Annotated in this window: 22 protein-coding genes; 17 read left to right on the forward strand and 5 right to left on the reverse strand. The window is 67.6% G+C overall.

The genetic code is table 11. The features are described from left to right. Positions 1–3: 3 nt before the first annotated feature. Both AC3WTE_RS00325 and AC3WTE_RS00330 read left to right on the forward strand, forming a co-directional pair. Positions 4–528 (forward strand): YbhB/YbcL family Raf kinase inhibitor-like protein, encoded by a 525-nt coding sequence (locus tag AC3WTE_RS00325; protein ID WP_492434733.1) that lies wholly within the window; start codon positions 4–6, stop codon positions 526–528. Between the two features lie 137 nt (positions 529–665). Continuing rightward, positions 666–2,042, forward strand: a complete 1,377-nt coding sequence (locus AC3WTE_RS00330; RefSeq protein ID WP_492434734.1) for a hypothetical protein — start codon at positions 666–668, stop codon at positions 2,040–2,042. Positions 2,043–2,048: 6 nt separating this feature from the next. Here the strand turns inward: AC3WTE_RS00330 and AC3WTE_RS00335 are convergent, their stop codons facing one another. Genes AC3WTE_RS00335 through AC3WTE_RS00345 form a run of 3 tightly spaced genes read right to left on the reverse strand, consistent with a single transcriptional unit; the run spans position 2,049 to position 4,349 of the window. Beyond that, positions 2,049–3,107, reverse strand: a complete 1,059-nt coding sequence (locus AC3WTE_RS00335; RefSeq protein WP_492434735.1) for a quinone-dependent dihydroorotate dehydrogenase — start codon at positions 3,105–3,107, stop codon at positions 2,049–2,051. 10 nt (positions 3,108–3,117) lie between these two features. After that, positions 3,118–3,345, reverse strand: a complete 228-nt coding sequence (locus AC3WTE_RS00340; protein WP_492434736.1) for a DUF5703 family protein — start codon at positions 3,343–3,345, stop codon at positions 3,118–3,120. A gap of 14 nt (positions 3,346–3,359) precedes the next feature. Then, positions 3,360–4,349 carry a YncE family protein gene (locus AC3WTE_RS00345; RefSeq protein WP_492434738.1) on the reverse strand — a complete coding sequence of 330 codons (990 nt, stop codon included), beginning with the start codon at positions 4,347–4,349 and terminating at the stop codon, positions 3,360–3,362. 191 nt (positions 4,350–4,540) lie between these two features. Here AC3WTE_RS00345 and AC3WTE_RS00350 point away from each other — a divergent pair, with 191 nt between their 5' ends. The 6 genes from AC3WTE_RS00350 (at position 4,541) to AC3WTE_RS00375 (ending at position 8,649) form a co-directional block, all read left to right on the forward strand. Further along, positions 4,541–4,852 carry a hypothetical protein gene (locus AC3WTE_RS00350; protein ID WP_492434740.1) on the forward strand — a complete coding sequence of 104 codons (312 nt, stop codon included), beginning with the start codon at positions 4,541–4,543 and terminating at the stop codon, positions 4,850–4,852. 53 nt (positions 4,853–4,905) lie between these two features. Further along, positions 4,906–5,736 (forward strand): undecaprenyl-diphosphate phosphatase, encoded by an 831-nt coding sequence (locus AC3WTE_RS00355; protein WP_492435438.1) that lies wholly within the window; start codon positions 4,906–4,908, stop codon positions 5,734–5,736. Positions 5,737–5,752: 16 nt separating this feature from the next. Beyond that, a complete protein-coding gene (locus tag AC3WTE_RS00360; RefSeq protein ID WP_492434741.1) occupies positions 5,753–6,457 on the forward strand; it encodes a histidine phosphatase family protein in 705 nt (234 codons plus the stop codon). A 29-nt stretch (positions 6,458–6,486) separates the two neighbouring features. After that, positions 6,487–7,071: a DUF3090 domain-containing protein gene (locus AC3WTE_RS00365; RefSeq protein ID WP_492434743.1), complete on the forward strand. Its 585-nt coding sequence runs from the start codon at positions 6,487–6,489 to the stop codon at positions 7,069–7,071. Then, positions 7,055–7,915: an SCO1664 family protein gene (locus AC3WTE_RS00370; RefSeq protein ID WP_492434745.1), complete on the forward strand. Its 861-nt coding sequence runs from the start codon at positions 7,055–7,057 to the stop codon at positions 7,913–7,915. The genes AC3WTE_RS00365 and AC3WTE_RS00370 overlap by 17 nt, the downstream gene beginning before the upstream one ends. A gap of 68 nt (positions 7,916–7,983) precedes the next feature. Next, the gene (locus AC3WTE_RS00375) at positions 7,984–8,649 is read left to right on the forward strand and encodes a GNAT family N-acetyltransferase (protein WP_492434746.1); all 666 of its coding nucleotides are present in this window, start codon (positions 7,984–7,986) and stop codon (positions 8,647–8,649) included. Positions 8,650–8,713: 64 nt separating this feature from the next. Here AC3WTE_RS00375 and AC3WTE_RS00380 read toward each other — a convergent pair whose 3' ends face one another. Further along, on the reverse strand, positions 8,714–9,010 hold the full coding sequence (locus AC3WTE_RS00380; RefSeq protein WP_492434748.1) for a hypothetical protein: 297 nt from the start codon (positions 9,008–9,010) through the stop codon (positions 8,714–8,716). Between the two features lie 141 nt (positions 9,011–9,151). Between AC3WTE_RS00380 and AC3WTE_RS00385 the strand changes: the two genes are divergently transcribed. The 4 genes from AC3WTE_RS00385 to AC3WTE_RS00400 are packed head-to-tail and all read left to right on the forward strand — an operon-like array spanning position 9,152 to position 13,527. After that, on the forward strand, positions 9,152–9,910 hold the full coding sequence (locus AC3WTE_RS00385) for a 3'(2'),5'-bisphosphate nucleotidase CysQ (protein WP_492434750.1): 759 nt from the start codon (positions 9,152–9,154) through the stop codon (positions 9,908–9,910). Between the two features lie 38 nt (positions 9,911–9,948). Further along, entirely contained in the window at positions 9,949–11,196 is a 1,248-nt protein-coding gene (gene mshC, locus AC3WTE_RS00390; protein WP_492434751.1) for a cysteine--1-D-myo-inosityl 2-amino-2-deoxy-alpha-D-glucopyranoside ligase, read from the forward strand. 31 nt (positions 11,197–11,227) lie between these two features. Further along, a complete protein-coding gene (locus tag AC3WTE_RS00395) occupies positions 11,228–12,103 on the forward strand; it encodes an SDR family oxidoreductase (RefSeq protein WP_492434752.1) in 876 nt (291 codons plus the stop codon). 2 nt (positions 12,104–12,105) lie between these two features. Then, complete coding sequence (locus AC3WTE_RS00400; protein ID WP_492434753.1) at positions 12,106–13,527, forward strand: DUF1254 domain-containing protein; 1,422 nt, start codon at positions 12,106–12,108, stop codon at positions 13,525–13,527. A 143-nt stretch (positions 13,528–13,670) separates the two neighbouring features. Here the strand turns inward: AC3WTE_RS00400 and AC3WTE_RS00405 are convergent, their stop codons facing one another. Next, the gene (locus tag AC3WTE_RS00405; protein ID WP_492435439.1) at positions 13,671–14,528 is read right to left on the reverse strand and encodes a PAC2 family protein; all 858 of its coding nucleotides are present in this window, start codon (positions 14,526–14,528) and stop codon (positions 13,671–13,673) included. A gap of 264 nt (positions 14,529–14,792) precedes the next feature. On the opposite strand from AC3WTE_RS00405, the gene metH reads away from it, so the two are divergent. From metH to hisG, 5 genes are all read left to right on the forward strand, one after another. Further along, entirely contained in the window at positions 14,793–18,599 is a 3,807-nt protein-coding gene (gene metH, locus AC3WTE_RS00410; protein ID WP_492435441.1) for a methionine synthase, read from the forward strand. A gap of 6 nt (positions 18,600–18,605) precedes the next feature. After that, positions 18,606–19,268, forward strand: a complete 663-nt coding sequence (locus AC3WTE_RS00415) for an HAD family hydrolase (RefSeq protein ID WP_492434755.1) — start codon at positions 18,606–18,608, stop codon at positions 19,266–19,268. Positions 19,269–19,346: 78 nt separating this feature from the next. Continuing rightward, on the forward strand, positions 19,347–20,801 hold the full coding sequence (locus tag AC3WTE_RS00420) for a sugar porter family MFS transporter (protein WP_492434757.1): 1,455 nt from the start codon (positions 19,347–19,349) through the stop codon (positions 20,799–20,801). A gap of 484 nt (positions 20,802–21,285) precedes the next feature. Beyond that, on the forward strand, positions 21,286–21,567 hold the full coding sequence (locus AC3WTE_RS00425) for a phosphoribosyl-ATP diphosphatase (protein WP_029118502.1): 282 nt from the start codon (positions 21,286–21,288) through the stop codon (positions 21,565–21,567). A gap of 20 nt (positions 21,568–21,587) precedes the next feature. After that, positions 21,588–22,433 carry an ATP phosphoribosyltransferase gene (gene hisG, locus AC3WTE_RS00430; protein WP_492435443.1) on the forward strand — a complete coding sequence of 282 codons (846 nt, stop codon included), beginning with the start codon at positions 21,588–21,590 and terminating at the stop codon, positions 22,431–22,433. The last annotated feature ends 14 nt before the right edge of the window (positions 22,434–22,447 follow it).

Raw genomic sequence — 22,447 nt, forward strand, 5'->3', positions numbered from 1 at the left:
ATCATGACTGCTTCGCCGTATGACAACCTGCCGCAGCTGCCGACCTTCACCCTGACCTCGACGTCGCTGTCCGACGGCGGCCCGCTGGCCAATGATCAGGTCAGCGGCATCTTCGGTGCCGGGGGACAGGACGTCTCGCCGCAGCTGAGCTGGTCGGGCTTCCCGGCCGAGACCCGCAGCTTCGCCGTCACGGTGTACGACCCCGACGCCCCGACCGCCTCGGGCTTCTGGCACTGGGCCGTCGCCAACCTGCCCGCCGACGTCACCGAGCTCGCCGCCGACGCGGGCAACGGCGACGCATTGCCCGGCGGCGCCATCACTCTGGCCAACGATGCCAGCCTCAAGCGCTACCTGGGCGCCGCTCCGCCGGCCGGCCACGGGCCGCACCGGTACTACATCGCCGTGCACGCACTGCCGGTGGAGAAGCTGGACATTCCCGAGGACGCCACCCCGGCGTTCCTGGGCTTCAACCTGTTCATGCAGGCCATCGCCCGGGCCGTCATCCACGGCACCTACGAGCAGAATTAGGCGAGCGAATAGTCGCGGGCGAGCAGAAGTATCCCGCTCGGGCCGAGTCGCGGGGCGGTACCCGCCGCCCTACTATCGGTTCGAGGCCGGTGGCACCGACGCTCGCCTGCCTTCCGATATGAGGGGGCCGGTCCACGTTGTCCACGTCTGCCCAGACGAGTAAACAGTCCAGGACGCCAGAGCCGGACCGGCTCGACTACATCGACCAGGCCACCTTCCTGTCGTATCGGGCCAATGGCCGGGTCCAGGTCGGCATGGCGCTGTGGTTCTACGAAGGTCCGGTGGATCTCGATGGGCTGCGCCGGTTCCACGAGAACTTCGGCAAGGGGCTCGTGGCGCGGTATATCGAGCGGTCCCCGATACCGTTCGGCCGGCATCGCTGGGTGACCGCGTCCGGCGCCCCGCGGCCTCTCGACATCGCCGAAACCGCTCGCCCGCGGTCAGCGCTGAGCGACTGGCTCCAGGAGCGCGCGCAGATTCCGATCGATCCCGAGCACGGGCCTGGTTGGACGCTGGGGGTGCAGCCCTTCACCGACGGCTCAACCGGGGTGGCCATCGCGTTGTCGCACTGTCTGATCGACGGCACCGGATCGGTCGTCGCGTTCATGGACGCGGTCCTGGGCACCGAGCGCAACCTCGGCTACGAGCGGCCGCGGTCGCGCACCCGCTGGCAGGCGATCCGTTCCGACCTGCGTCAGACCTTCAGGGACCTGCCGGAGGTCCGGCGGACGGTCAAGGTCGCCGTCAAACTGGCCCGCGAGCGCCGCGGCGAGATGAGCGCACAGCCGTCGTCGGCGGGCGGCTCGGCCGACGGCGACGAACTCGTGCACGTGCCGTTCGCGTCCGCCATCATCGACCTCGATCATTTCGATGCGCGGGCAGCGGAACTCGGCGGCAACAACTATTCGCTGGTCTCGGCGTTCGCCACCCGCCTCGGGGTGCGCATGGGACGGCAGCGGGCGCGGGACGGCGCCGTGTCGTTGATGGTGTCGATCAACGACCGCACGTCGCTCGACGACACCCGGGCCAATGCGATGACCTTCACGACCTTCACCGTCGACCCCGCCACGGCCACCACCGACCTCACCGAGCTTCGTGGCGCGATCCGGACAGCGCTGCGTAGCGCCAAGGAGCAGCCCGACGAATCCTTCCAACTGCTGCCGCTGACCCCGTTCATCCCGCGGCGGGCGGTCCGGCATACCGCGGCCATGGTGCTCGGCGAGCTGCCGGTCACCTGCTCGAATGTCGGCGACGTGCCGGACCTGGTCGGCCGCATCGACGGAGTCCACCAGGCTGATTACGTGATCTGTTGGGGTGTCGAGCAGAACGTCATGAAGCGCGACATCGAGCAGCCCGGCGGCCTGCTGGTGGTGACGGCCCTGCGCCACAACGGCAAGGTCACCATCGGCGTCGTGGGCTACCAGGTCGGCGCGGAGAACACCAAAGCTGTTCTCCGCGACCACGTGCGACAGACCCTGGACGAACTGGGCGTCACGCCGCTGGAGGTGTATTAAGCCGTTCTAGGCCGCAGAGCCCACCGCATCGGCCAGCGACGCGAACCCGCCGGCCTTGAGGCGGGCGGCCACACCGTCGTGAATGTGCTTGGCCCACAAGCCGCCGCCGTAGATGAAGCCGGTGTAGCCCTGCACCAGGGACGCGCCGGCGATGATCCGCTCCCAGGCGTCGTCGGCGGTCTCGATGCCGCCGACACTGATCAGCGCCAGCTGGCCGCCGACCCGCTTGTACAGTCGCCGCAGCACCTCCAGTGACCGTGCGGCCACCGGGGGGCCCGACACGCCGCCGGCACCGAGCTCTTCGACACCCGGGGTCGACAGGCCTTCGCGGGAAATCGTGGTGTTGGTCGCCACGATGCCCGCGAGCCCCAATTCGACCGCCAGGTCGGCGATCTCGTCGACGTCGTCGTCGGACAGGTCGGGAGCGATCTTCACCAGCACTGGTTTGGTGGTCTCGGCGCGGACGGCGGCCAGGATCGGCCGCAGCGAGGCCACCGCCTGCAGGTCGCGCAGGCCCGGGGTGTTGGGGGAGCTGACGTTCACGACGATGAAGTCGGCCAGCGGCCCGCACAGCCGGGCGCTCTCGGCGTAGTCGTCGACGGCATGCTCGGCCGGGGTGACCTTGGTCTTGCCGATGTTCACGCCGATGGGCACGGTCGACTGGCTGCGGGTCAGCTTGAGGGCCAGCTCGCCGGCACCGTGGTTGTTGAACCCCATCCGGTTCAGCAGCGCGCGGTCCTCGGGCAGCCGGAACAGCCGCGGCGCCGGGTTACCGGGCTGCGCCTGTGCCGTCACCGTGCCGACCTCGGCGTAGCCGAAACCCAGCGGACCCCAGGCATTGATGCCGCTGCCGTTCTTGTCGAAGCCTGCCGCCAGGCCTAGCGGACCGGGGAAGGTCACGCCGAATACCGTCGTCTCCAACACCGGATCCGAGGGCGCCAGCCACTTGGCCAGCAGCCGGCGGCTCACGCCCGACCCGGTCGCCACGCGCAACAACGCGAACACCCAGGTATGAATCCGTTCCGGGGACACCCGGAAGAACACCCAGCGCAGGGCGCGATACATCAACGGCTCCTCACATCGACGGCTGTTCGGGCGGCGCCAATCTATCGGTCTTGCGACGACGCAGCAGCACCCGGCGCGAACCGTCCGTGTAGAGGCGCACCCGGGTCAGTTCCCAACCACGATATTCGGCCTCGATCGACAGCCGGATGGACGCTGACAGTCTGGTGACCTCCGGGGGCAGTCGGAGCGGAATCCATTCGTAGTCGTCGGACAAGTCCTCCGCCCACGCTGCCGGCATCCGCCCCCGCTGCATCAGCGCCCGCCCGGCCCTGGCCCGGCGGCGGCATTCGCGATCACCTGCACCCCGGCGCCCGATCCCGACACCACGAACAAGGTGCCGGTGCGTTCGTCGAAGGCGAGGACGTCGGGTTGCTGCACGGTGCGATATCGGACTTTCTCCACGGGGATACCAGTCGAAAGATCGTAACCAACCACACTGTTTGTCGCGGTCTGTGAAACCCAGGCGAGTTTCGACGATCCGACGAGGCCGTAGGGCGCGCCCCGCACCGGCGCCTGCTGACGCAGCATCAGCGGCGTCGTGCCGAACACCAGCAGGCCGTCGCCGCGGGTGTCGGCCACCAGCACCCGGCCCGCGGGGTCGGCGGCCAGCGTGGTGGCGCCCTCACCGGCGCGCAGCGCCTGCGCGACGTCGGTGCCGGCCGCGTTCACCTCGGTCACCGAGGTCTGGCCGCGGTCCAGCACCACGACGGTATTGCCTTGGGCGGCAAGACCGTCCACCCGGGCGAAGGCCTTCATCCGGGACTGCACCGCGCTGCCGTCGACGATCAGCACCGCGCCGTCGGCGGTGCCCAGGGCCAGTTTCCCGTCGGCTCGCCGGGCGATCGAGGTGAAGTCGGTGCCCGACTGGCCGTCCACCCCGACGGATTGCACCGCGCGCTTGCCGATGTCGAACCGCAGGTAGCCACCCCGAGTGGCCAGATATGCCGTGCCCGCGCCGTCGCCCGCGATTCCCGTCGCCGCGGCCGGCAGTACCACTGGTGGGGTGCCCGGGATGGTCACGACCGGACGCCGCGCGTCGTCGGTGCCCAACACCACCAGAGACGACGTCGCCGTGTCGAAGGCCGCGCCGGTGCCGGGGCCGGGGAGGGCGCGGACGACGCCGTCGGGTGCGCCGCTGACCGCGGGTGACACCGCGGCGCGTGCGGGGGAGATGGTGGGTGGCGGCGTATCGGCCGGATGGGACGAGCAGGCGGTCAGGGCGCCGATGGTCAGGGCGGCCATCGCGAATCTCGTTACGCTGGCCGGATATTCACGCCGCCGACAATTGGTTCGGTGGTGATCCATTGACACGGGCTGTCTTTCGGTCGGGTGAACGGCGGGCGATCGTAAATTGCCAGTCTAGGCAAATTTCTCGGCGTCAAATTTCATCTTCCGGTGGGTACGCTCCGTACCGGAGCGGTATGGTCGGAAGCATGAGCATTGCCACCGACGGCGACCTTGCCAACGGTAATTTTGCTATCGAAGATCTTTCCACAGGTCTGCGGGCCAGCGGGTTTGGCCAAGTCGGCGACGGTCGGAGTTTTTCCTTTCGCCTGGACGACAAACGCGTGTTGATTGTCGAGATCTACCGGCCGCGGCTGTCGGGTCCGGTGCCTCAAGAAGAGGACATCGTCGCGGCGTCCTCGCGAAGCCTCGCGCACGTCGACGTGCACGACGAGCGCAGCCTGGCCGCGGCCGTGCGGGACGCCGTCGCCGACGCACAACCGGTGCCGCGCAACCACTAAAGCCCGCGCGCGCCGCTCACGGTACGGTCGTCGGCGTGACTGACGTGGCAGCCATGAGCTGGTGGCAGACGATCGTGCTGGCCATCCTGCAGGGGCTCACCGAATTTCTGCCGGTGTCGTCGTCGGGCCATCTGGCCATCGCCTCCCGGCTGTTCTTCGCCGGCGACGCCGGGGCGTCGTTCACCGCCGTCACGCAGCTGGGGACCGAAGCCGCGGTCCTGATCTATTTCGCCAAGGACATCTGGCGCATCCTCACCGCCTGGTTCGGCGGGTTGGCCGACGCCGCCCGCCGGACCGCCGACTACTGGCTGGGCTGGTGGGTGATCATCGGCACCATCCCGATCTGCGTCCTGGGGCTGCTGTTCAAGGATCAGATCCGCTCCGGCGCCCGCAATCTGTGGGTCGTCGCCACCGCGATGGTCGTGTTCTCGGCCGTCATCGCCCTCGCCGAATACCTCGGCAAGCAGACGCGCGACGTCGAGCAGCTGACGTGGAAGGACAGTGTCATCGTCGGCCTCGCGCAGTGCCTGGCGCTGGTGCCGGGGGTGTCGCGGTCCGGTGCGACCATCAGCGCCGGCTTGTTCCTGGGTATGAACCGCGAGCTGGCGGCGCGCTTCGGCTTCCTGCTCGCCATCCCGGCGGTGCTGGCCTCCGGCTTGTTCTCGCTGCCCGATGCCTTCAAGCCCGTCACCGAGGGTATGAGTGCCACCGGCCCTCAGCTGGCAGTGGCCATCGCCATCGCCTTCGTGGTCGGCTACGCCGCGGTGTCCTGGTTCCTGAAATTTCTGGTGCGGCACAGCATGTACTGGTTCGTCGGCTACCGCGTGGGGCTCGGCGTGACGGTGCTGGCGCTGCTCGGCACCGGGGTGGTGGCCGCGCAGTGATACTCGAGGAGGCCAGATGACCGTCATCCTGCTCAGGCACGGACGTTCGACGTCCAACACCGCGCACACGCTGGCCGGCCGGTCCGAGGGTGTCGACCTCGACGACAAGGGGCGCGCGCAGGCGCAGAGCGTCGTCGACCGAATCGGCGAGCTGCCGGTCAAGGCCATCGTCCGGTCGCCGCTGCTGCGCTGCCAAAACACCGTCGCCCCGCTGGCCGCGGCGCTCGGCCTGGAGCCCCGCGTCGAAGACCGGCTGACCGAAGTCGACTACGGCGGCTGGACCGGCCGCAAGATCGCCGAGCTGGTCAAAGAGCCGCTGTGGCCCGTCATCCAGCAGCAGCCCAGCGCCGCCGTGTTCCCCGACGGTGAGGGGCTGGCCCAGGTGCAGTCGCGTGCGGTCGCGGCGGTCCGTGAGATCGACCAGGCCCTGGCGCACGAGCACGACGGCGACGCACTGTGGATCGCGTGCACCCACGGCGACGTCATCAAGGCGGTGCTGGCCGACGCCCTCGGTGTGCACCTCGACGCCTTCCAGCGGATCGTCGCCGACCCCGCCTCGATGAGCGTCATCCGCTATACGCCGCATCGGCCGTTCGTGTTGCACGTCAACCACACCGGCTCGGATCTCAGCTCTGCGCTGCGGCCCAAACCCGAAGAGCCCGGCAAGGCCGAGGACGCCGCGCCGACACACGACGCCACCGTCGGCGGCTCGACCGACTAGACCGGTGAACCGGTATTTTGAAAGGTGCCATGCCCCGCGCAATCCACGTCTTCCGCTCTCCCGACCGCTTCGTGGCCGGGACCGTTGGGCAGCCTGGCAACCGGACGTTTTACCTGCAAGCGGTGCACGAGCAGCGGGTCGTCTCGGTCATGTTGGAGAAGCAACAGGTCGCGGTCCTGGCCGAACGCATCTCCGCACTGCTGGTGGAGATCAACCGCCGGTTCGGCACCCCCATCCCGCCCGACACCGGCCAGGTCACCGACCTGAATCCGCTCGTCATGCCGGTGGACGCCGAGTTCCGGGTGGGCACCATGGGCCTCGGCTGGGACTCCGAAGCCCAGACCGTGGTGGTGGAGCTGCTGGCGGTCACCGATTCGGAATTCGACGCTTCGGTGGTGCTCGACGACGCCGAGGAGGGTCCCGACGCCGTGCGGGTATTCCTGAGTCCGCAGTCGGCCCGGGATTTCGCGAACCGCTCGAATCGGGTGATCTCCGCGGGCCGGCCGCCGTGCCCGCTGTGTGACGAACCGCTGGACCCCGAGGGCCATATCTGCCTGCGCACCAATGGGTATCGGCGCGGTGTGCTGGATGCCGGCGATGAACCCGCTGAATGAGGCAGGGCGTGATTCCGAACGCGTTCTGCAGCAGGGGGAGCTGACCGCGCTCGGTCGCATCAGGTCGGCCAGCAACGCGACGTTCCTGTGCGAGGCCGAGCTGGACGGCGCCCTGCTGCACTGCGTGTACAAGCCGATCTCCGGCGAGGCCCCGCTGTGGGATTTTCCCGACGGTACCTTGGCCGGCCGCGAGCTGGCCGCCTATCTGGTGTCGGCTGCACTGGGCTGGAACCTGGTGCCGCACACCATTATTCGTGAGGGTCCGGCAGGTCCGGGCATGGTGCAGCGCTGGGTGGACCAACCCGGCGATGTCTTTCCCGTCGCTACGCTCGCCCAGAACGCGCTCAGCGAGGCCGAACGAGCGCCCGGCATGGACCTCGTCGACCTCGTTCCGGCGAGCCGCGTCCCGGCGGGTTATCTACCGATCCTGCGGGCCTACGACCATAAAGGCGACGAAGTGGTGCTGGTGCACGCCGACGACGCCCGGTTGCACCGGTTGGCGGTGTTCGACGTGCTGATCAACAATGCCGACCGCAAGGGCGGTCACGTCCTCGCGGGCGCCGACGGCCAGGTGTACGGCGTCGACCACGGCGTCAGCCTGCATGCCGAGGACAAGCTGCGCACGGTGTTGTGGGGCTGGGCCGGAAAACCTATCGACGACGAGGTGCTCGGTGCCGTCGCCGCGTTGCGGGACACGCTGCACGACAGCCTCGCCGCGGAGCTGGCCCCGCACCTGACCCGTCTTGAGATCGCCGCGTTGCAGGCGAGAGTTGTTGAACTGCTTGATAATCCGATCATGCCGACCCCGGATCGGCATCGGCCGATACCGTGGCCGGCCTTTTGATCGCGGTTTGCACACAGGTAACCGATTTACGCCGACCTACCGATCGGTAGTGCTCTAGGCTCGTCGGCATGACCGACCACGACAAGGCCGCAGCCCGCCGCGAGATCACCGATGCCCTCCAGAAGGCGCTGGACCGCCGGCATGAGGTGCTCGACGTCATCGTCGAAGCCGACGACAAAGCCGCCGCCGTTGATGCGATCGCCAAATTGCTCGGCACCTCTCATATCGGCGGCGAGCAGGTCATGGCGATGTCCTTCGATCTGCTGACCAAGGATGCCCGCAAGCGCATCGCCGACGAGCTCGAAGACCTGAACAGTCAACTGTCCTTCACGGTGAAGGACCGCCCCGCCAGCTTCGGGGACAACTTGGTGCTGCGCCCGTTCTCCGGTGCCGACGACCGCGACATCTTCGCCACCCGCACCGCCGATGTCGGTGCCTCCGGTGACGGCTCGGGCCGTGCCGCGGGCGACCTGGACGACGAGATCAAGGCCGCTCTGGCCCGCGTCAACGCCGAGGAGGCGGTGTGGTTCGTCGCCGAGGAAGACGGTGCCAAGGTCGCCATGGTGTTCGGTGAACTGGTTGGCGGCGAGGTCAACGTCCGCATCTGGGTCCACCCCGAGCACCGCCACCGGGGCTACGGCACCGCGGCGCTGCGCCGGTCTCGGTCGGAGATGGCGTCGTACTTCCCGGCCGTGCCCATGGTGGTCCGCGCTCCGGGTGCGACGCCGAAGTAGGCTGCGCCACAACGTAAAAGGGCTCCGGGAACCCCCGGAGCCCTTTTACGTGCCTGGCGTCGGATCAGCCGTGGTACGGCGCGGCCTTGACCGGCGGGGAAGCGACGGTGACGGCCTCGACGTTGCTCGGCGTCGTCATGGTGGCGGTCGCGCCGATGTTCATGCCGCCGACGGTCGGCTGGCTGTACTCACCTGACGTCGCGCCGTGGCCCGACGAGGCGACCGGTGCGACGGCCGGAGCGGGGGCGTGGGTCGTGCCGTAGGCGCCGAGAGCTACACCTGCGGCGACGCCGGCGAATCCGAACGTCTTCACCAGCAGGGACCGACGGCGCTTGACCGGCCCGATGGATGCGGCGTCCATGGCGTCCTCCTTAATGACTGACGGGTAAATAGTTGTCCAAATGTTATGGGCGGTATTTCGGCAGGACCTGCCAGCAACCTGCAACCTGGCTGTGAATAGCTGATTTCGGCTGTGACGTGAGCCTCGGCGATACTCATTGGCGTGGAGTACAGCGATGCGGCGTTGGCCGCCGAGGTCGCGCAGGAGGCAGGGGAGTTCCTGCTGTCGGTGCGCGACCGGTTCGGCTCTCACGATCCGTACACGCTCGGCGCGGCCGGCGACCGGCACGCCAACACTCTGATTCTCGACCGGCTGCGCGCGGCCCGTCCTGACGACGCCGTTCTTTCCGAGGAGGCTGCCGACGACCTGGTGCGGCTCCGTTCGGACCGGGTCTGGATCGTCGATCCGGTCGACGGCACCCGAGAGTTCGGCCGGGGCCGGCCGGACTGGGCCGTCCACATCGCACTCTGGCAGCGCGACGGCAGCCCACACGGGTCCATCACCGACGCGGCCGTCGCCCTACCCGCGCACGGTGAGGTGCACCGCACCGATACCGTGACCGGCCCGCCGCCGCGTCGTCCCGGCCCGATCCGGATCGCCACCAGCACGTACCGGCCCCCGGCCGTGGTGTGGTGGCTGCGCGATGTGCTCGACATGGAGCTCGTCGGCATCGGTTCCGCGGGCGCCAAGGCCATGGCGGTGGTCCGTGGCGACGTCGACGCCTACGTGCACGCCGGCGGCCAGTGGGAATGGGACTCGGCCGCGCCGGCCGCCGTGGTGCAGGCGGCGGGGCTGTTCGCGTCGCGCCTGGACGGTTCGCCGCTGCGGTACAACCGGCCCGATCCGTACCTGCCGGACTTCGTCATGTGCCGCCCCGAGTACGCCGATACGCTGCTCGACGCCGTACGCCAGGTGTCCTGACTGGGGCGTGGTTCGGCCCACACCCTAAAGTCGACGTCATGCGATCGTGGCTGGCGCCCAGCGTCCCGAACCTGCCGGGCCGCGGCCCCGAACTCCGGCTCCATGACACCGCCGACCGTCAGGTCCGGCCGGTCTCGGTGGGCCCGAAGGCCACCATGTACGTCTGCGGCATCACGCCGTACGACGCCACGCACCTCGGTCATGCCGCGACCTACCTCACGTTCGACCTGGTGCACCGCTACTGGCTCGACGCCGGTCACGATGTCCAGTACGTGCAGAACGTCACCGACGTCGACGATCCGCTGTTCGAACGCGCCGCGCGCGACGGCATCGACTGGCGCGCCCTCGGGGACCGCGAGACCGAGTTGTTCCGGCAGGACATGACGGCGCTGCGGGTGCTTCCGCCGCACGACTACATCGGTGCCATCGAGTCCATCGCCGAGGTCGTCGAGCTCGTCGAGAAGCTGCTGGCCTCCGGCGCCGCGTACGTCATCGACGACCCCAATGAACCTGGGTACCCCGACATTTATTACCGGGCCGACGCCACCACCCAGTTCGGCTACGAATCCGGCTATGACCGCGACACCATGCTGGCGCTGTTCGGTGAGCGCGGCGGCGATCCAGACCGGGCCGGCAAGGCCAGCCAGCTCGACGCCCTGCTGTGGCGCGTGCAGCGGCCGGGCGAGCCGAGTTGGCCGTCGCCGTTCGGCGCGGGCCGCCCGGGCTGGCACATCGAGTGCGCCGCGATCGCGCTCAACCGCGTCGGCGCGGGCCTGGACATCCAGGGCGGCGGCAGCGACCTGACCTTCCCGCACCACGAGTTCTCCGCCGCGCACGCCGAATCGGTAACGGGTGAGCGGCGTTTCGCCCGTCATTATGTGCACGGCGGGATGATCGGCTGGGACGGCCACAAGATGAGCAAGAGCCGCGGCAACCTGGTCCTCGTGTCGCGGTTGCGGGCCGACGGCGTCGACCCGGGCGCCATCCGGCTGGGTCTGATGGCCGGGCACTACCGAGCCGACCGCTTCTGGAGCCCCGAGGTCCTCAGCACGGCTCAGATGCGCTTGCAGCGTTGGCGCGCCGCCACCGCACTGCCCGCCGGCCCGGACGCCGGCGATCTGCTCGCCCGCGTCCGCCGGTACTTGGCCGATGACCTGGATACTCCGAAAGTGCTTGCCGCCCTTGATGGTTGGTCAACCGATGCGCTGGAGTACGGCGGGCACGACGCCGCGTCGCCGCGGTTGGTGGCGGACACGGTCGACGCGCTGCTCGGGGTGACCCTCTAGTCACTTCGCCGTGCGGGTACTTTTTGCCATCATGGGTTCTGTGTACGGAAAAGTCGTATTCATCACCGGTGGTGCTGCGGGGGTCGGGGCCGAGGTGGCCCGCCGGTTGCACCGTAAGGGCGCCAAGCTGGTGCTGATCGACGTCGATGCGGCGGCACTGGACGCCGCGGCCGCCACCCTCGGCGACGATGTCCTGACGGTGGTCGCCGACGTGCGCGACCTCTCGTCGATGCAGGCTGCTGCCGACGCGGCCGTCAAGCGGTTCGGCGGCATCGACGTGGTGGTGGCGAACGCCGGCATCGCCACCTACGGCTCGGTGCTGCAGGTCGATCCCGAGGCTTTCAAGCGGCTGCTCGACATCAACGTGCTCGGGGTCTTCCACACCGTGCGCGCCACGTTGCCGTCGGTCATCGAGCGTCGTGGCTACGTGTTGATCGTGTCGTCGCTGGCCGCGTACACCGCCGCTCCGGGCCTGGCGCCGTACAACGCCTCGAAGGCCGCCGTGGAGCACTTCGCGAACGCGCTGCGCCTCGAGGTCGGCTACCGCGGCGTCGACGTCGGCTCGGCGCACATGTCCTGGATCGACACCGCGATGGTCCGCGACACCAAGTCCGACCTGTCGACGTTCGCCGAGATGCTGACCAAGCTGCCGTGGCCCATCAGCCAGACGACGTCGGTGGACAAGTGCGGCGAGGCTTTCGTCGCCGGTATCGAGGGGCGCAAGACCCGGGTGAACTGCCCCGGTTGGGTCGGCGCGCTGCGCTGGCTGCGGCCGCTGCTGGCGACGCGCATCGGTGAGGTGCCGGTGGCCAAGTTCGTGCCCGATCTGCTGCCCCGGATGGATGCCGAGGTGGCCGCACTCGGCCGCTCGACCAGCGCTCACACCGAGCAGCTCGACAAGCACTGACCATGCGGTTCGGTTACTTCTGCCTCGGCCTCGTCGCGATGCTGTTGGCGGTTACCGGGTGCTCGAACCACGAGGCGTCGAGCCCGGCACCGTCGTCGCCGCCGACTCCGGACCAGGTGCGGGCCATCGCGAAAGCCGCTTACACGTACGGGTTTCCGATGGTCGACAACTACCGGATTCAGTACTCGTACTTCGTGGACAAAGGCGGTCCCGAGTACAAGGGCGGCTGGAACGAGATCCACAACGTCGCGCGCGTCTTCACTCCGGCGGACAAGGCGGTCCAGACACCCAACTCGGACACGCCGTACTCGTTCCTCGGGGCCGACCTGCGTGCCGAGCCGTTGGTGCTCAGTGTCCCGCCGGTCGAGGCGGGCCGCTACTACTCGCTGCAGTTCGTCGACGGCTACACCTACAACATCGCCTACGTCGGTAGCCGCGCCACGGGCAACGGCCCCGGCAATTACCTTCTGGCGGGGCCGAGTTGGCGAGGCCAGACGCCGCCCGGCGTTGAGCGCGTGATTCGCAGCTCCACCGATCTGGCCTTCGTGTTGTACCGGACCCAGCTGTTCGGGCCGGCGGACCTCGAGAACGTCAAGAAGATTCAGGCGGGCTACCACGTGACGCCGCTATCGGCGTTCCTGAAGCAGCCGCCGCCGCCACTCGCCCCGCCCATCGACTTCGTGAAACCGCTGTCGGCGCAGGATGAGCGGACCTCGCCGAAGTTCTTCGAAATCCTCAACTTCGTCATGAAGTTCGCGCCGGCGCAGGCTGCCGAGGAAGTGAAGCGTGAGCGCTTCGCCGCCATCGGCGTCGGCCCCGACGGCAGCTTCCGCGCCGACACGCTCACCCCCGAAAACCGCAAGGCCGTCGAGGACGGCATGGCGGACGCCTGGGCGGCGTTCAACGAGTTCAAGAAGGACAAGGTCGACACCGGTGAGGTGACATCGGCTCAATTGTTCGGTACCGCAACCGATTTGAGGGGCAACTACCTGTACCGCATGGCGGGTGCGGTGCTCGGGATATACGGCAACACCGCGGCCGAGGCGATCTATCCGGGCGGGGTCAACGACAGCGCCGGCGCACCGCTGACCGGCACCAACAACTACACCTTGCGGTTCGCGCCCGGGCAGTTGCCGCCGGTCAACGCGTTCTGGTCGGTGACGGTCTACGAGATGCCGCAGAGCCAGTTGGTGGCCAACCCCATCAACCGGTACCTGATCAATTCGGCGATGCTGCCCACCCTGATCAAAGACCCCGACGGCGGCATCACGCTGAACCTGCAGAACAAGTCGCCGGGACCGGCCCGCGAAGCCAACTGGCTACCGACACCGGCCGGACCGTTCTCGGTGGCGCTGCGGCTGTACTGGCCCAAACCCGAGGCGCTCGACGGCACCTGGAAGGCCCCCAAGCCCGTCCGCGGGTAACCAATCACCGCGAGCGTGCGTGTTTGCGTGCGACACGCCGCATTTGGTGCGCATTTTCGTCGCGCTCGGCGACGCCGAAGGTGCGTATTCGGCACAGAGCCAGCGGTGCGCCGCGCGCAGACACGCACGCTCGCGGAGAGGGGCTATCGGCCCCTGCGCTTCAGGTACCGCTCGAACTCCGCGGCCAGCGCGTCGCCGTCGATCTTGCCGATCGCCTCGGACATGTCGACCTCGGCGTCGCCGCGTTCCTCGAGGGACTGCACGTACTCGGCGATCTCTTCGTCGTCGGCCGTCATCTCGGTGACCGACTGCTCCCACTCCTCGGCCTGTGCCGGCAGGTCGCCGAGGGGCACTTCGACGTCGAGAGCGTCTTCCACCCGATGCAACAGCGCGACAGTGGCTTTGGGACACGGGGGCTGCGACACGTAGTGCGGCACCGCTGCCCAGAACGTGACGGCCGGGATACCGGCCTGCACGCAGGCGTCCTGGAAGACCCCGGCGATGCCGGTCGGGCCTTCGTAGCGGGTCTCTTCCAGCCCGAAGAACTTCGCCGAGTCGGCGGAGTACGCCGCGCCGGACACCGGCACCGGCCGGGTGTGCGGGGTGTCGGCGAGCAGCGCGCCCAAGATGACGACGGTCTGCACGTTGAGCTTGTCCAGGATCGCCAGCAGCTCGGCGCAGAAGGTGCGCCAGCGCATGTTCGGCTCGACGCCGTGCATCAGCACCACATCGCGGTCCGAACCCGGTGGGCGACAGTGGGAGATGCTCATCGACGGCCACACCAGCTCGCGCGTGACGCCGTCCACCTGGCGGATCACCGGGCGATTCACCTGGTAGTCGTAATAGCTCTCATCGTCGATCTCGACGATGGTCCGCGCCTCCCACATGGCATCCAGGTGCTCAAGGGCGTCGCTGGCGGCGTCACCGGCGTCATTCCACCCCTCGAACGCAGCGACGACGACGGCATCGTGCAGTTCGGGCAGCTCAAGGCCCCGGGGCAGGGGCCGATCGGCGGGGCTCACAACGCCAGCGTAAGCCCTTATCGGCACCCGCGAGCGCTACCCCTGGGCGGGTCGGGCCGGCAAACCGGTTTGATGGCCCGCCTACCATGTTCATGTGACTGCACTGGACAAAATACTGTCCAACGTGGGCGTCCTAACGCGGGTCAGCCGACCACGTAGACTCTTTCAGGTCGAGAGGCGTTGCAACGGATCCCGGTTTCCCGGTGTCCGCCACGCTCGGCAGAGTTAAGGACGCCTTCCGTACTGGAAGGAACGTATGTGACTGCCGCCCAGGTTGATACTTTCGTGCCGAACATTCGCCCGGATTGCACCGACGAGCTGACGGCTGCACTGGGTCAGCGGATCGTGGTCATCGACGGCGCGATGGGCACGGCGATCCAGCGCGACCGCCCCGACGAGGCCGGTTACCGCGGCGAGCGGTTCAAGGACTGGCCGAGCGATCTGGTCGGCAACAACGACCTGCTCACCCTGACCCAGCCGCACATCATCGAGGGCATCCACCGCGAGTACCTCGAGGCGGGCGCCGACATCCTCGAGACAAACACGTTCAACGCGAACGCGGTCTCGCTGTCCGACTACGGCATGGCTGAGCTCGGCTACGAGCTGAACTACGCCGGCGCCGCGCTGGCCCGCAAGGCCTGTGACGAGTTCAGCACCCCCGACAAGCCCCGCTACGTCGCGGGGGCGCTGGGCCCGACGACCCGGACCGCGTCGATCTCCCCGGACGTCAACGACCCCGGCGCCCGCAACGTCTCCTACGACCAGCTGGTCGCCGCCTACCTCGACGCCGCCAACGGGCTGGTCGACGGTGGTGCTGACCTGCTGATCGTGGAGACGATCTTCGACACGCTGAACGCCAAGGCCGCGATCTTCGCCATCGAGACGCTGTTCGAGGAGCGCGGCCGCCGCTGGCCGGTGATCATCTCGGGCACCATCACCGACGCGTCCGGACGGACGTTGTCCGGTCAGGTCACCGAGGCGTTCTGGAACTCGATCCGGCATGCGAAGCCACTGGCGGTGGGCCTCAACTGCGCCCTCGGCGCGCCCGAGATGAGGCCGTACCTCGCCGAGATCTCGCGCATCGCGGACACCTTCGTCTCCTGCTATCCGAATGCCGGTCTGCCCAACGCCTTCGGCGAGTACGACGAGTCCCCGAAGCGTCAGGCCGGATACGTCGAAGAATTCGCCGACGCAGGTCTGGTCAACATGGTCGGTGGGTGCTGCGGCACGACACCGGCGCACATCGCCGAGATCGCGAAGGTCGTCGAGGGCAAAACGCCCCGCGAGGTGCCGCAGATCGCGGTCGCCACCCGGCTCGCCGGCCTGGAGCCGCTCAACATCACCGAAGATTCGCTGTTCGTGAACATCGGTGAGCGCACCAACATCACCGGCTCCGCCCGGTTCCGCAACCTCATCAAGGCCGAGGACTACGACACCGCGCTGTCGGTCGCCCTGCAGCAGGTCGAGGTCGGTGCACAGGTCATCGACATCAACATGGACGAGGGCATGATCGACGGCGTCGCCGCGATGGACCGCTTCACCAAGCTGATCGCCGCCGAGCCGGACATCAGCCGCGTCCCGGTGATGATCGACTCCTCCAAGTGGGAGGTCATCGAGGCCGGCCTGAAGAACGTCCAGGGCAAGCCGATCGTCAACTCCATCTCCATGAAGGAAGGGGAGGAGAAGTTCGTCCGCGAGGCACGGCTGTGCCGCAAGTACGGCGCCGCCGTCGTCGTGATGGCCTTCGACGAGCAGGGGCAGGCCGACAACCTGGAACGCCGCAAGGAGATCTGCGGACGCGCGTACCGCATCCTCACCGAGGAGGTCGGCTTCCCGGCCGAGGACATCATCTTCGACCCGAACTGCTTCGCGCTGGCCACCGGTATCGAGGAGCACGCGACCTACGGCATCGACTTCATCGACGCGTGCGCGTGGATCAAGGAGAACCTGCCGTCGGTGCACATCTCCGGCGGCATCTCGAACGTGTCGTTCTCGTTCCGCGGCAACAACCCCGTCCGCGAGGCGATCCACGCGGTGTTCCTGTTCCACGCCATCAAGGCCGGCCTGGACATGGGCATCGTCAACGCCGGCGCGCTGGTGCCCTACGACTCGATCGACCCCGAACTGCGGGACCGCATCGAGGACGTCGTGCTGAACCGGCGCGAGGACGCGGCCGAGCGGCTGCTCGAGATCGCCGAACGGTTCAACACCAAGGGGGAAGAGCCCAGCGACGCGGCTGCGGCGGAGTGGCGTTCTCTGCCGGTCCGCGAGCGCATCACGCACGCTCTGGTCAAGGGCATCGACGCGCACGTCGACGCCGACACCGAGGAACTGCGCGCCGAGATCGCCGCCGCGGGCGGGCGGCCCATCGAGGTGATCGAGGGCCCGCTGATGGACGGCATGAACGTCGTCGGCGACCTGTTCGGCGCGGGCAAGATGTTCCTGCCCCAGGTCGTGAAGTCGGCGCGGGTCATGAAAAAGGCCGTCGCGTACCTGTTGCCGTTCATCGAGGCGGAGAAGGCCGAGAACGGCACTTCCGGGGCGAGCGAAGCGACGGGTAATGGCAAGGCGTCCAAGGACACCAACGGCACCATCGTGATGGCGACCGTCAAGGGCGACGTCCACGACATCGGCAAGAACATCGTCGGGGTTGTCTTGCAGTGCAACAACTTCGAAGTGATCGATCTCGGTGTGATGGTGCCGGCCCAGAAGATCCTGGATGCCGCCAAGGAACACAATGCCGACATCATCGGGCTGTCCGGCCTGATCACGCCGTCGCTGGACGAGATGGTCAACTTCGCCGTCGAGATGGAACGCGAAGGCCTCGAGATCCCGCTGCTGATCGGTGGCGCGACGACCTCGCGTGCGCACACGGCCGTGAAGATTTCGCCGCGCCGCAGCGGTCCGGTGGTCTGGGTCAAGGACGCGTCCCGCTCGGTGCCGGTCGCGGCCGCGCTGCTCGACGACAAGCAGCGTCCCGCGCTGATGGAGGCCACCGAGAAGGACTACGCCGCCCTGCGCGAACGGCACGCCCAGAAGCACGAGCGGCCGATGCTGACGCTGGAGAAGGCACGCGCCAACCGAACCCCGATCGAGTGGGACGGCTACACGCCGCCGGTACCCGCCCAGGGCGTCGGCGTTCGGGAGTTTCTCGACTACGACCTCGCCGAGTTGCGCGAGTACATCGACTGGCAGCCGTTCTTCAACGCCTGGGAGATGAAGGGCAAGTTCCCCGACATTCTCAACAACCCGGCGTCGGGCGAAGCCGCCCGCAAGTTGTATGACGACGCCCAGGAGATGCTGGACACCCTGATCAAGGAGAAGTGGCTGCGCGCCAACGGTGTGATCGGTTTCTTCCCGGCGAACGCGGTCGGCTCGGGCTCTGAAGACATCGAGGTCTACACCGATGAGGCCCGTACCGAGGTGCTGACCACGTTGCGCAACCTGCGGCAGCAGGGCGAGCACCGTGACGGCATCCCGAACCGGTCGCTGGGCGACTTCATCGCGCCGAAGGGCACCGGTCTGGCCGACTACGTCGGCGGGTTTGCAGTCACCGCAGGCCTGGGCAGCAAAGAGAAGATCATGGAGTTCAAGGCTGCCCTCGACGACTACAGCGCCATCCTGCTGGAGTCCCTCGCCGACCGGCTGGCCGAGGCGTTCGCTGAACGCATGCACCAGCGGGTCCGTGAGGAGTTCTGGGGATACCGGCCCGACGAGCAGCTGGATAACGAGGCGCTCATCGGGGAGAAGTACGTCGGCATCCGCCCGGCACCCGGCTATCCGGCGTGCCCTGAGCACACCGAGAAGGTGACGCTGTTCGACCTGCTGGACGCCACGAAGCGAACCGGCATCGAGCTGACCGAGTCGATGGCGATGTGGCCCGGCGCCGCCGTCAGCGGCTGGTACTTCTCGCATCCGCAGTCGCAGTACTTCGTCGTCGGCCGGTTGGCTCAGGATCAGGTGGCCGACTATGCGAGGCGCAAGGGCTGGACCCTGAAGGAAGCCGAGCGCTGGCTCAGCTCCAACCTCGGCTACAACCCGGAGGACTGAGTTCGCGTGCGAGCTGTGCTTTTTGACATGGACGGCACGCTCGTCGACTCGGAAAAGCTGTGGGACGTCGCGATGCACGCTTTTTATGCCCGACAGGGCGGGGTGTTGACCGATGCCGTGCGGGAGACGACGGTCGGCGGCTCGGCAGAGAATGTCATGCGCATCGTCTACGACGATCTCGGCCTGGACCCGACTCCCGAGTCCATGGCCGAGTCGGCGGATTGGCTGCACGACTACACCGGTGAGTTGTTCGAGCAGGGGCTGCCCTGGCGGCCGGGTGCGCGGGAGTTGCTGGAAACGTTGGCCGCCGGCCGGATTCCTCTGGCTCTGGTGACCAACACCCGGCGCACGCTGACCGAACAGGCACTGAAAACCATTGGTAGTCACTATTTTACGGTGACAGTCTGCGGCGACGAGGTGCCCGACGGGAAGCCCCATCCGGCTCCGTACCTGCGGGCCGCCGAACTGCTGGGTGTTGCGGCAGAGGACTGTTTGGCGATCGAGGATTCGGTGACCGGTGCGCAGTCCGCGGACGCTGCGGGTTGCGTCGTGCTCGTCGTCCCGAACGACGTCGCGGTTCCGGACGGACCGCGCCGCCGGCACATCGAGTCGCTGGCCGGGCTGGAGGTCGCCGACCTCTGGAACATCTACCACGAAACGTGTTCGTAGCTGCCAGTTCTGGTCCTGGGGCCGGGTCTGCTGTGCGATTGTTGACGCACACCACGCAGCGCTGCGAAAGGACGTCAGATGTCCCATGGCCCGGTCGGCAACGACACCTCGGCGATCTTCGACGATGAGGAGTTCGACTCCGGCCACAGCGCCGTGCGCATCGCATCGGTGGCCGCATTAGGTGGTCTGCTCTTCGGGTATGACAGCGCCGTCATCAATGGTGCGGTGAAGTCCATCCAGCAGTACTTCGCGATCGGCGACAAGTCATTGGGTATCGCCGTGGCCTCGGCACTGCTCGGTGCGGCTGTCGGCGCCATGACGGCCGGGCGGCTGGCCGACCGGGTCGGGCGGCTTTCTGTGATGAAGCTGGCTGCCCTGCTGTTTCTGATCAGCGCCATCGGGGCGGGCGTCGCCACCAGCGTCGAGGTCCTCATCGCGTTCCGCCTCATCGGCGGCCTCGGTGTGGGCATCGCGTCAGTGATCGCTCCGGCCTACATCGCCGAAACGTCACCCACGAGTATCCGCGGCCGGCTCGGGTCCCTTCAGCAGCTGGCCATCGTCAGCGGCATCTTCTTGTCGTTGGCCGTCGACGCACTGCTGGCGCACCTGGCCGGTGGGGCGAGCAACATATTGTGGCTCGGCCTGGAGGCCTGGCGGTGGATGTTCATCCTGATGGCCATCCCTGCCGTCGTATACGGGCTGCTGGCCTTCACCATTCCCGAGTCGCCTCGCTACCTCGTTGCCACGCACCGGATTCCGGAAGCTCGCAAGGTGCTCACCACCTTGCTCGGGACGAAGAACCTGGAGATCACCATCGGTCGCATCCAGCAGACGCTCGATGCTGAACAGAAGCCGTCCTGGCGCGACATGTGCAAGCCCGGCGGTGGGCTCTTGAGCTTCTACGGCATCGTCTGGGTCGGTCTGGCGCTGTCGGTGTTCCAACAGTTCGTCGGCATCAATGTGATCTTCTACTACTCGAATGTGCTGTGGGAGGCCGTCGGTTTCGACGAGAGCTCGTCGTTCCTCATCACCGTCATCACCTCGGTCGTGAACATCCTGACGACCGTGGTGGCGATCATGCTGATCGACAAGATCGGCCGCAAACCGCTGCTGCTCATCGGCTCGGCCGGGATGACGCTGACGCTGGCCACCATGGCGGTCATCTTCGGCATCGCCCCGCAGGTGAACGGGGTACCGCAATTGAGCGGCGTCGAAGGGCCGATCGCGCTCGTCGCCGCCAACCTGTTCGTGGTGGCGTTCGGTATGTCCTGGGGACCGGTCGTGTGGGTGCTCCTGGGGGAGATGTTCCCCAACCGCATCCGCGCCGCGGCGCTGGGCCTGGCCGCGGCCGGCCAGTGGGTTGCCAACTGGCTGATCACCGTCAGTTTTCCCGAACTGCGCAGCATGCTGGGCGTCGCCTACGGCTTCTACGCGCTGTGTGCCTTCCTGTCGCTGGTGTTCGTCGCCAAGTGGGTGCGAGAGACCAAGGGCGTTGCGCTGGAGGATATGCACGCCGAGCTGATGGCGACGTAGGGACAGAATCCGGATGCCGCTCTGGTGGAATCTCCACCAGACGGCCGATGTGGTCGCTCTTGCCCCGCCGCAGTGCACTGTTTTGGCCGGCATGGTCCATAGACGTGCGGCATCGACGGCGCGACTTGGCACCGGATGGGTGGCGGATGGCCACCCACGGCGCCCACCACTACCTCGCGGCCGCATTTGAGGGTTTCGCGGCGGGACTGCACTTCCAGCAATGTCCGCACGTCCAAGCCGGTGTAGTCCAGGGCTGCGACGCGGGCCAGCGCCGCGTCGAGGTTGGCGTAGGCCTCCTCAACAAGGCTGCTGGCGATGTCCATATCCGAACACTAGTTCGAAGCACCGACAATCCGCTGTGACGAATGTGGCCCTAGTTACCCAACGTGACCAGCGCAAACAAAGTGACCAAAGTTTTTCGGTGTGCGGGAGCGGAGCTGCTGGAACGCCCCGGGCGGCCACGTGCACGGTGCAAGTCGTCAGCGTGAAACAATTACAGCCCGTGAAGACCTTCGATGCGCTATTCGCCGAGCTCAGCGAGCGAGCGCAGACCCGGCCGGCCGGCAGCGGAACCGTCGCAGCGTTGGACGCCGGGGTGCATCATCTGGGCAAGAAAATCATCGAAGAGGCCGGCGAGGTGTGGATCGCCGCTGAACACGAGAGCGACGACGAGCTGGCTGGCGAGATCAGCCAACTCCTGTACTGGACGCAGGTATTGATGATCAAGCGTGGCCTGACCCTCGACGACGTCTACGGCAAGCTGTGACCGGCGCATCGTCCAACGGCCTGCTCCGCGTCGCCGTCCCGAACAAGGGCGCGCTCAGCGAGTCGGCCGCCCACATCCTGTCCGAGGCCGGATACCGCCGTCGCACCGATCCCAAGGATCTGACGGTCGTCGACCCGGTGAACAAGGTCGAGTTCTTCTTCCTGCGGCCCAAGGACATTGCCATCTACGTGGGGTCCGGGCAGCTGGACTTCGGTATCACCGGCCGCGATCTTGCCGCTGAGTCGATGGCTCCCGTCAGCGAGCGGCTGGCGCTGGGCTTCGGGTCGTCGACGTTCCGGTACGCCGCGCCTGCCGGGCGGGACTGGGCGGTCGCCGACCTGGCCGGCAAGCGCGTCGCCAGCGCCTACCCCAACCTGGTGCGTAAAGACCTGGCCGACAAGGGGATTGAAGCCACCGTGATCCGCCTCGACGGCGCGGTGGAGATTTCGATCCAGCTCGGCGTGGCCGACGCGATCGCGGACGTCGTCGGCTCCGGCCGGACATTGGCACTGCACAACCTGGTGGCCTTCGGCGAATCGCTGTGCGATTCGGAGGCGGTGCTGATCGAGCGTGCCGACGTCGCGCCCGACCCGGCGCGCGACCAGCTCGCCGCCCGCATCCAGGGTGTCGTGTTCGGGCAGCAGTACCTGATGCTCGACTATGACTGCCCCCGCAGCGTTTTGGAGCAGGCGACGGCCATTACGCCGGGCCTGGAATCGCCGACCATTGCGCCGCTGGCGGATGCCGACTGGGTCGCGGTGCGCGCTCTGGTCCCGCGCCGCCAGGTCAACGCCATCATGGATGAGCTGGCAGCCATCGGGGCCAAGGCGATCCTGGCCTCCGATATCCGGTTCTGTCGCTTCTGACCGGTGCCGGTGTT

Source organism: Mycobacterium sp. FW102-FHT13B02 (genome assembly GCF_058790275.1).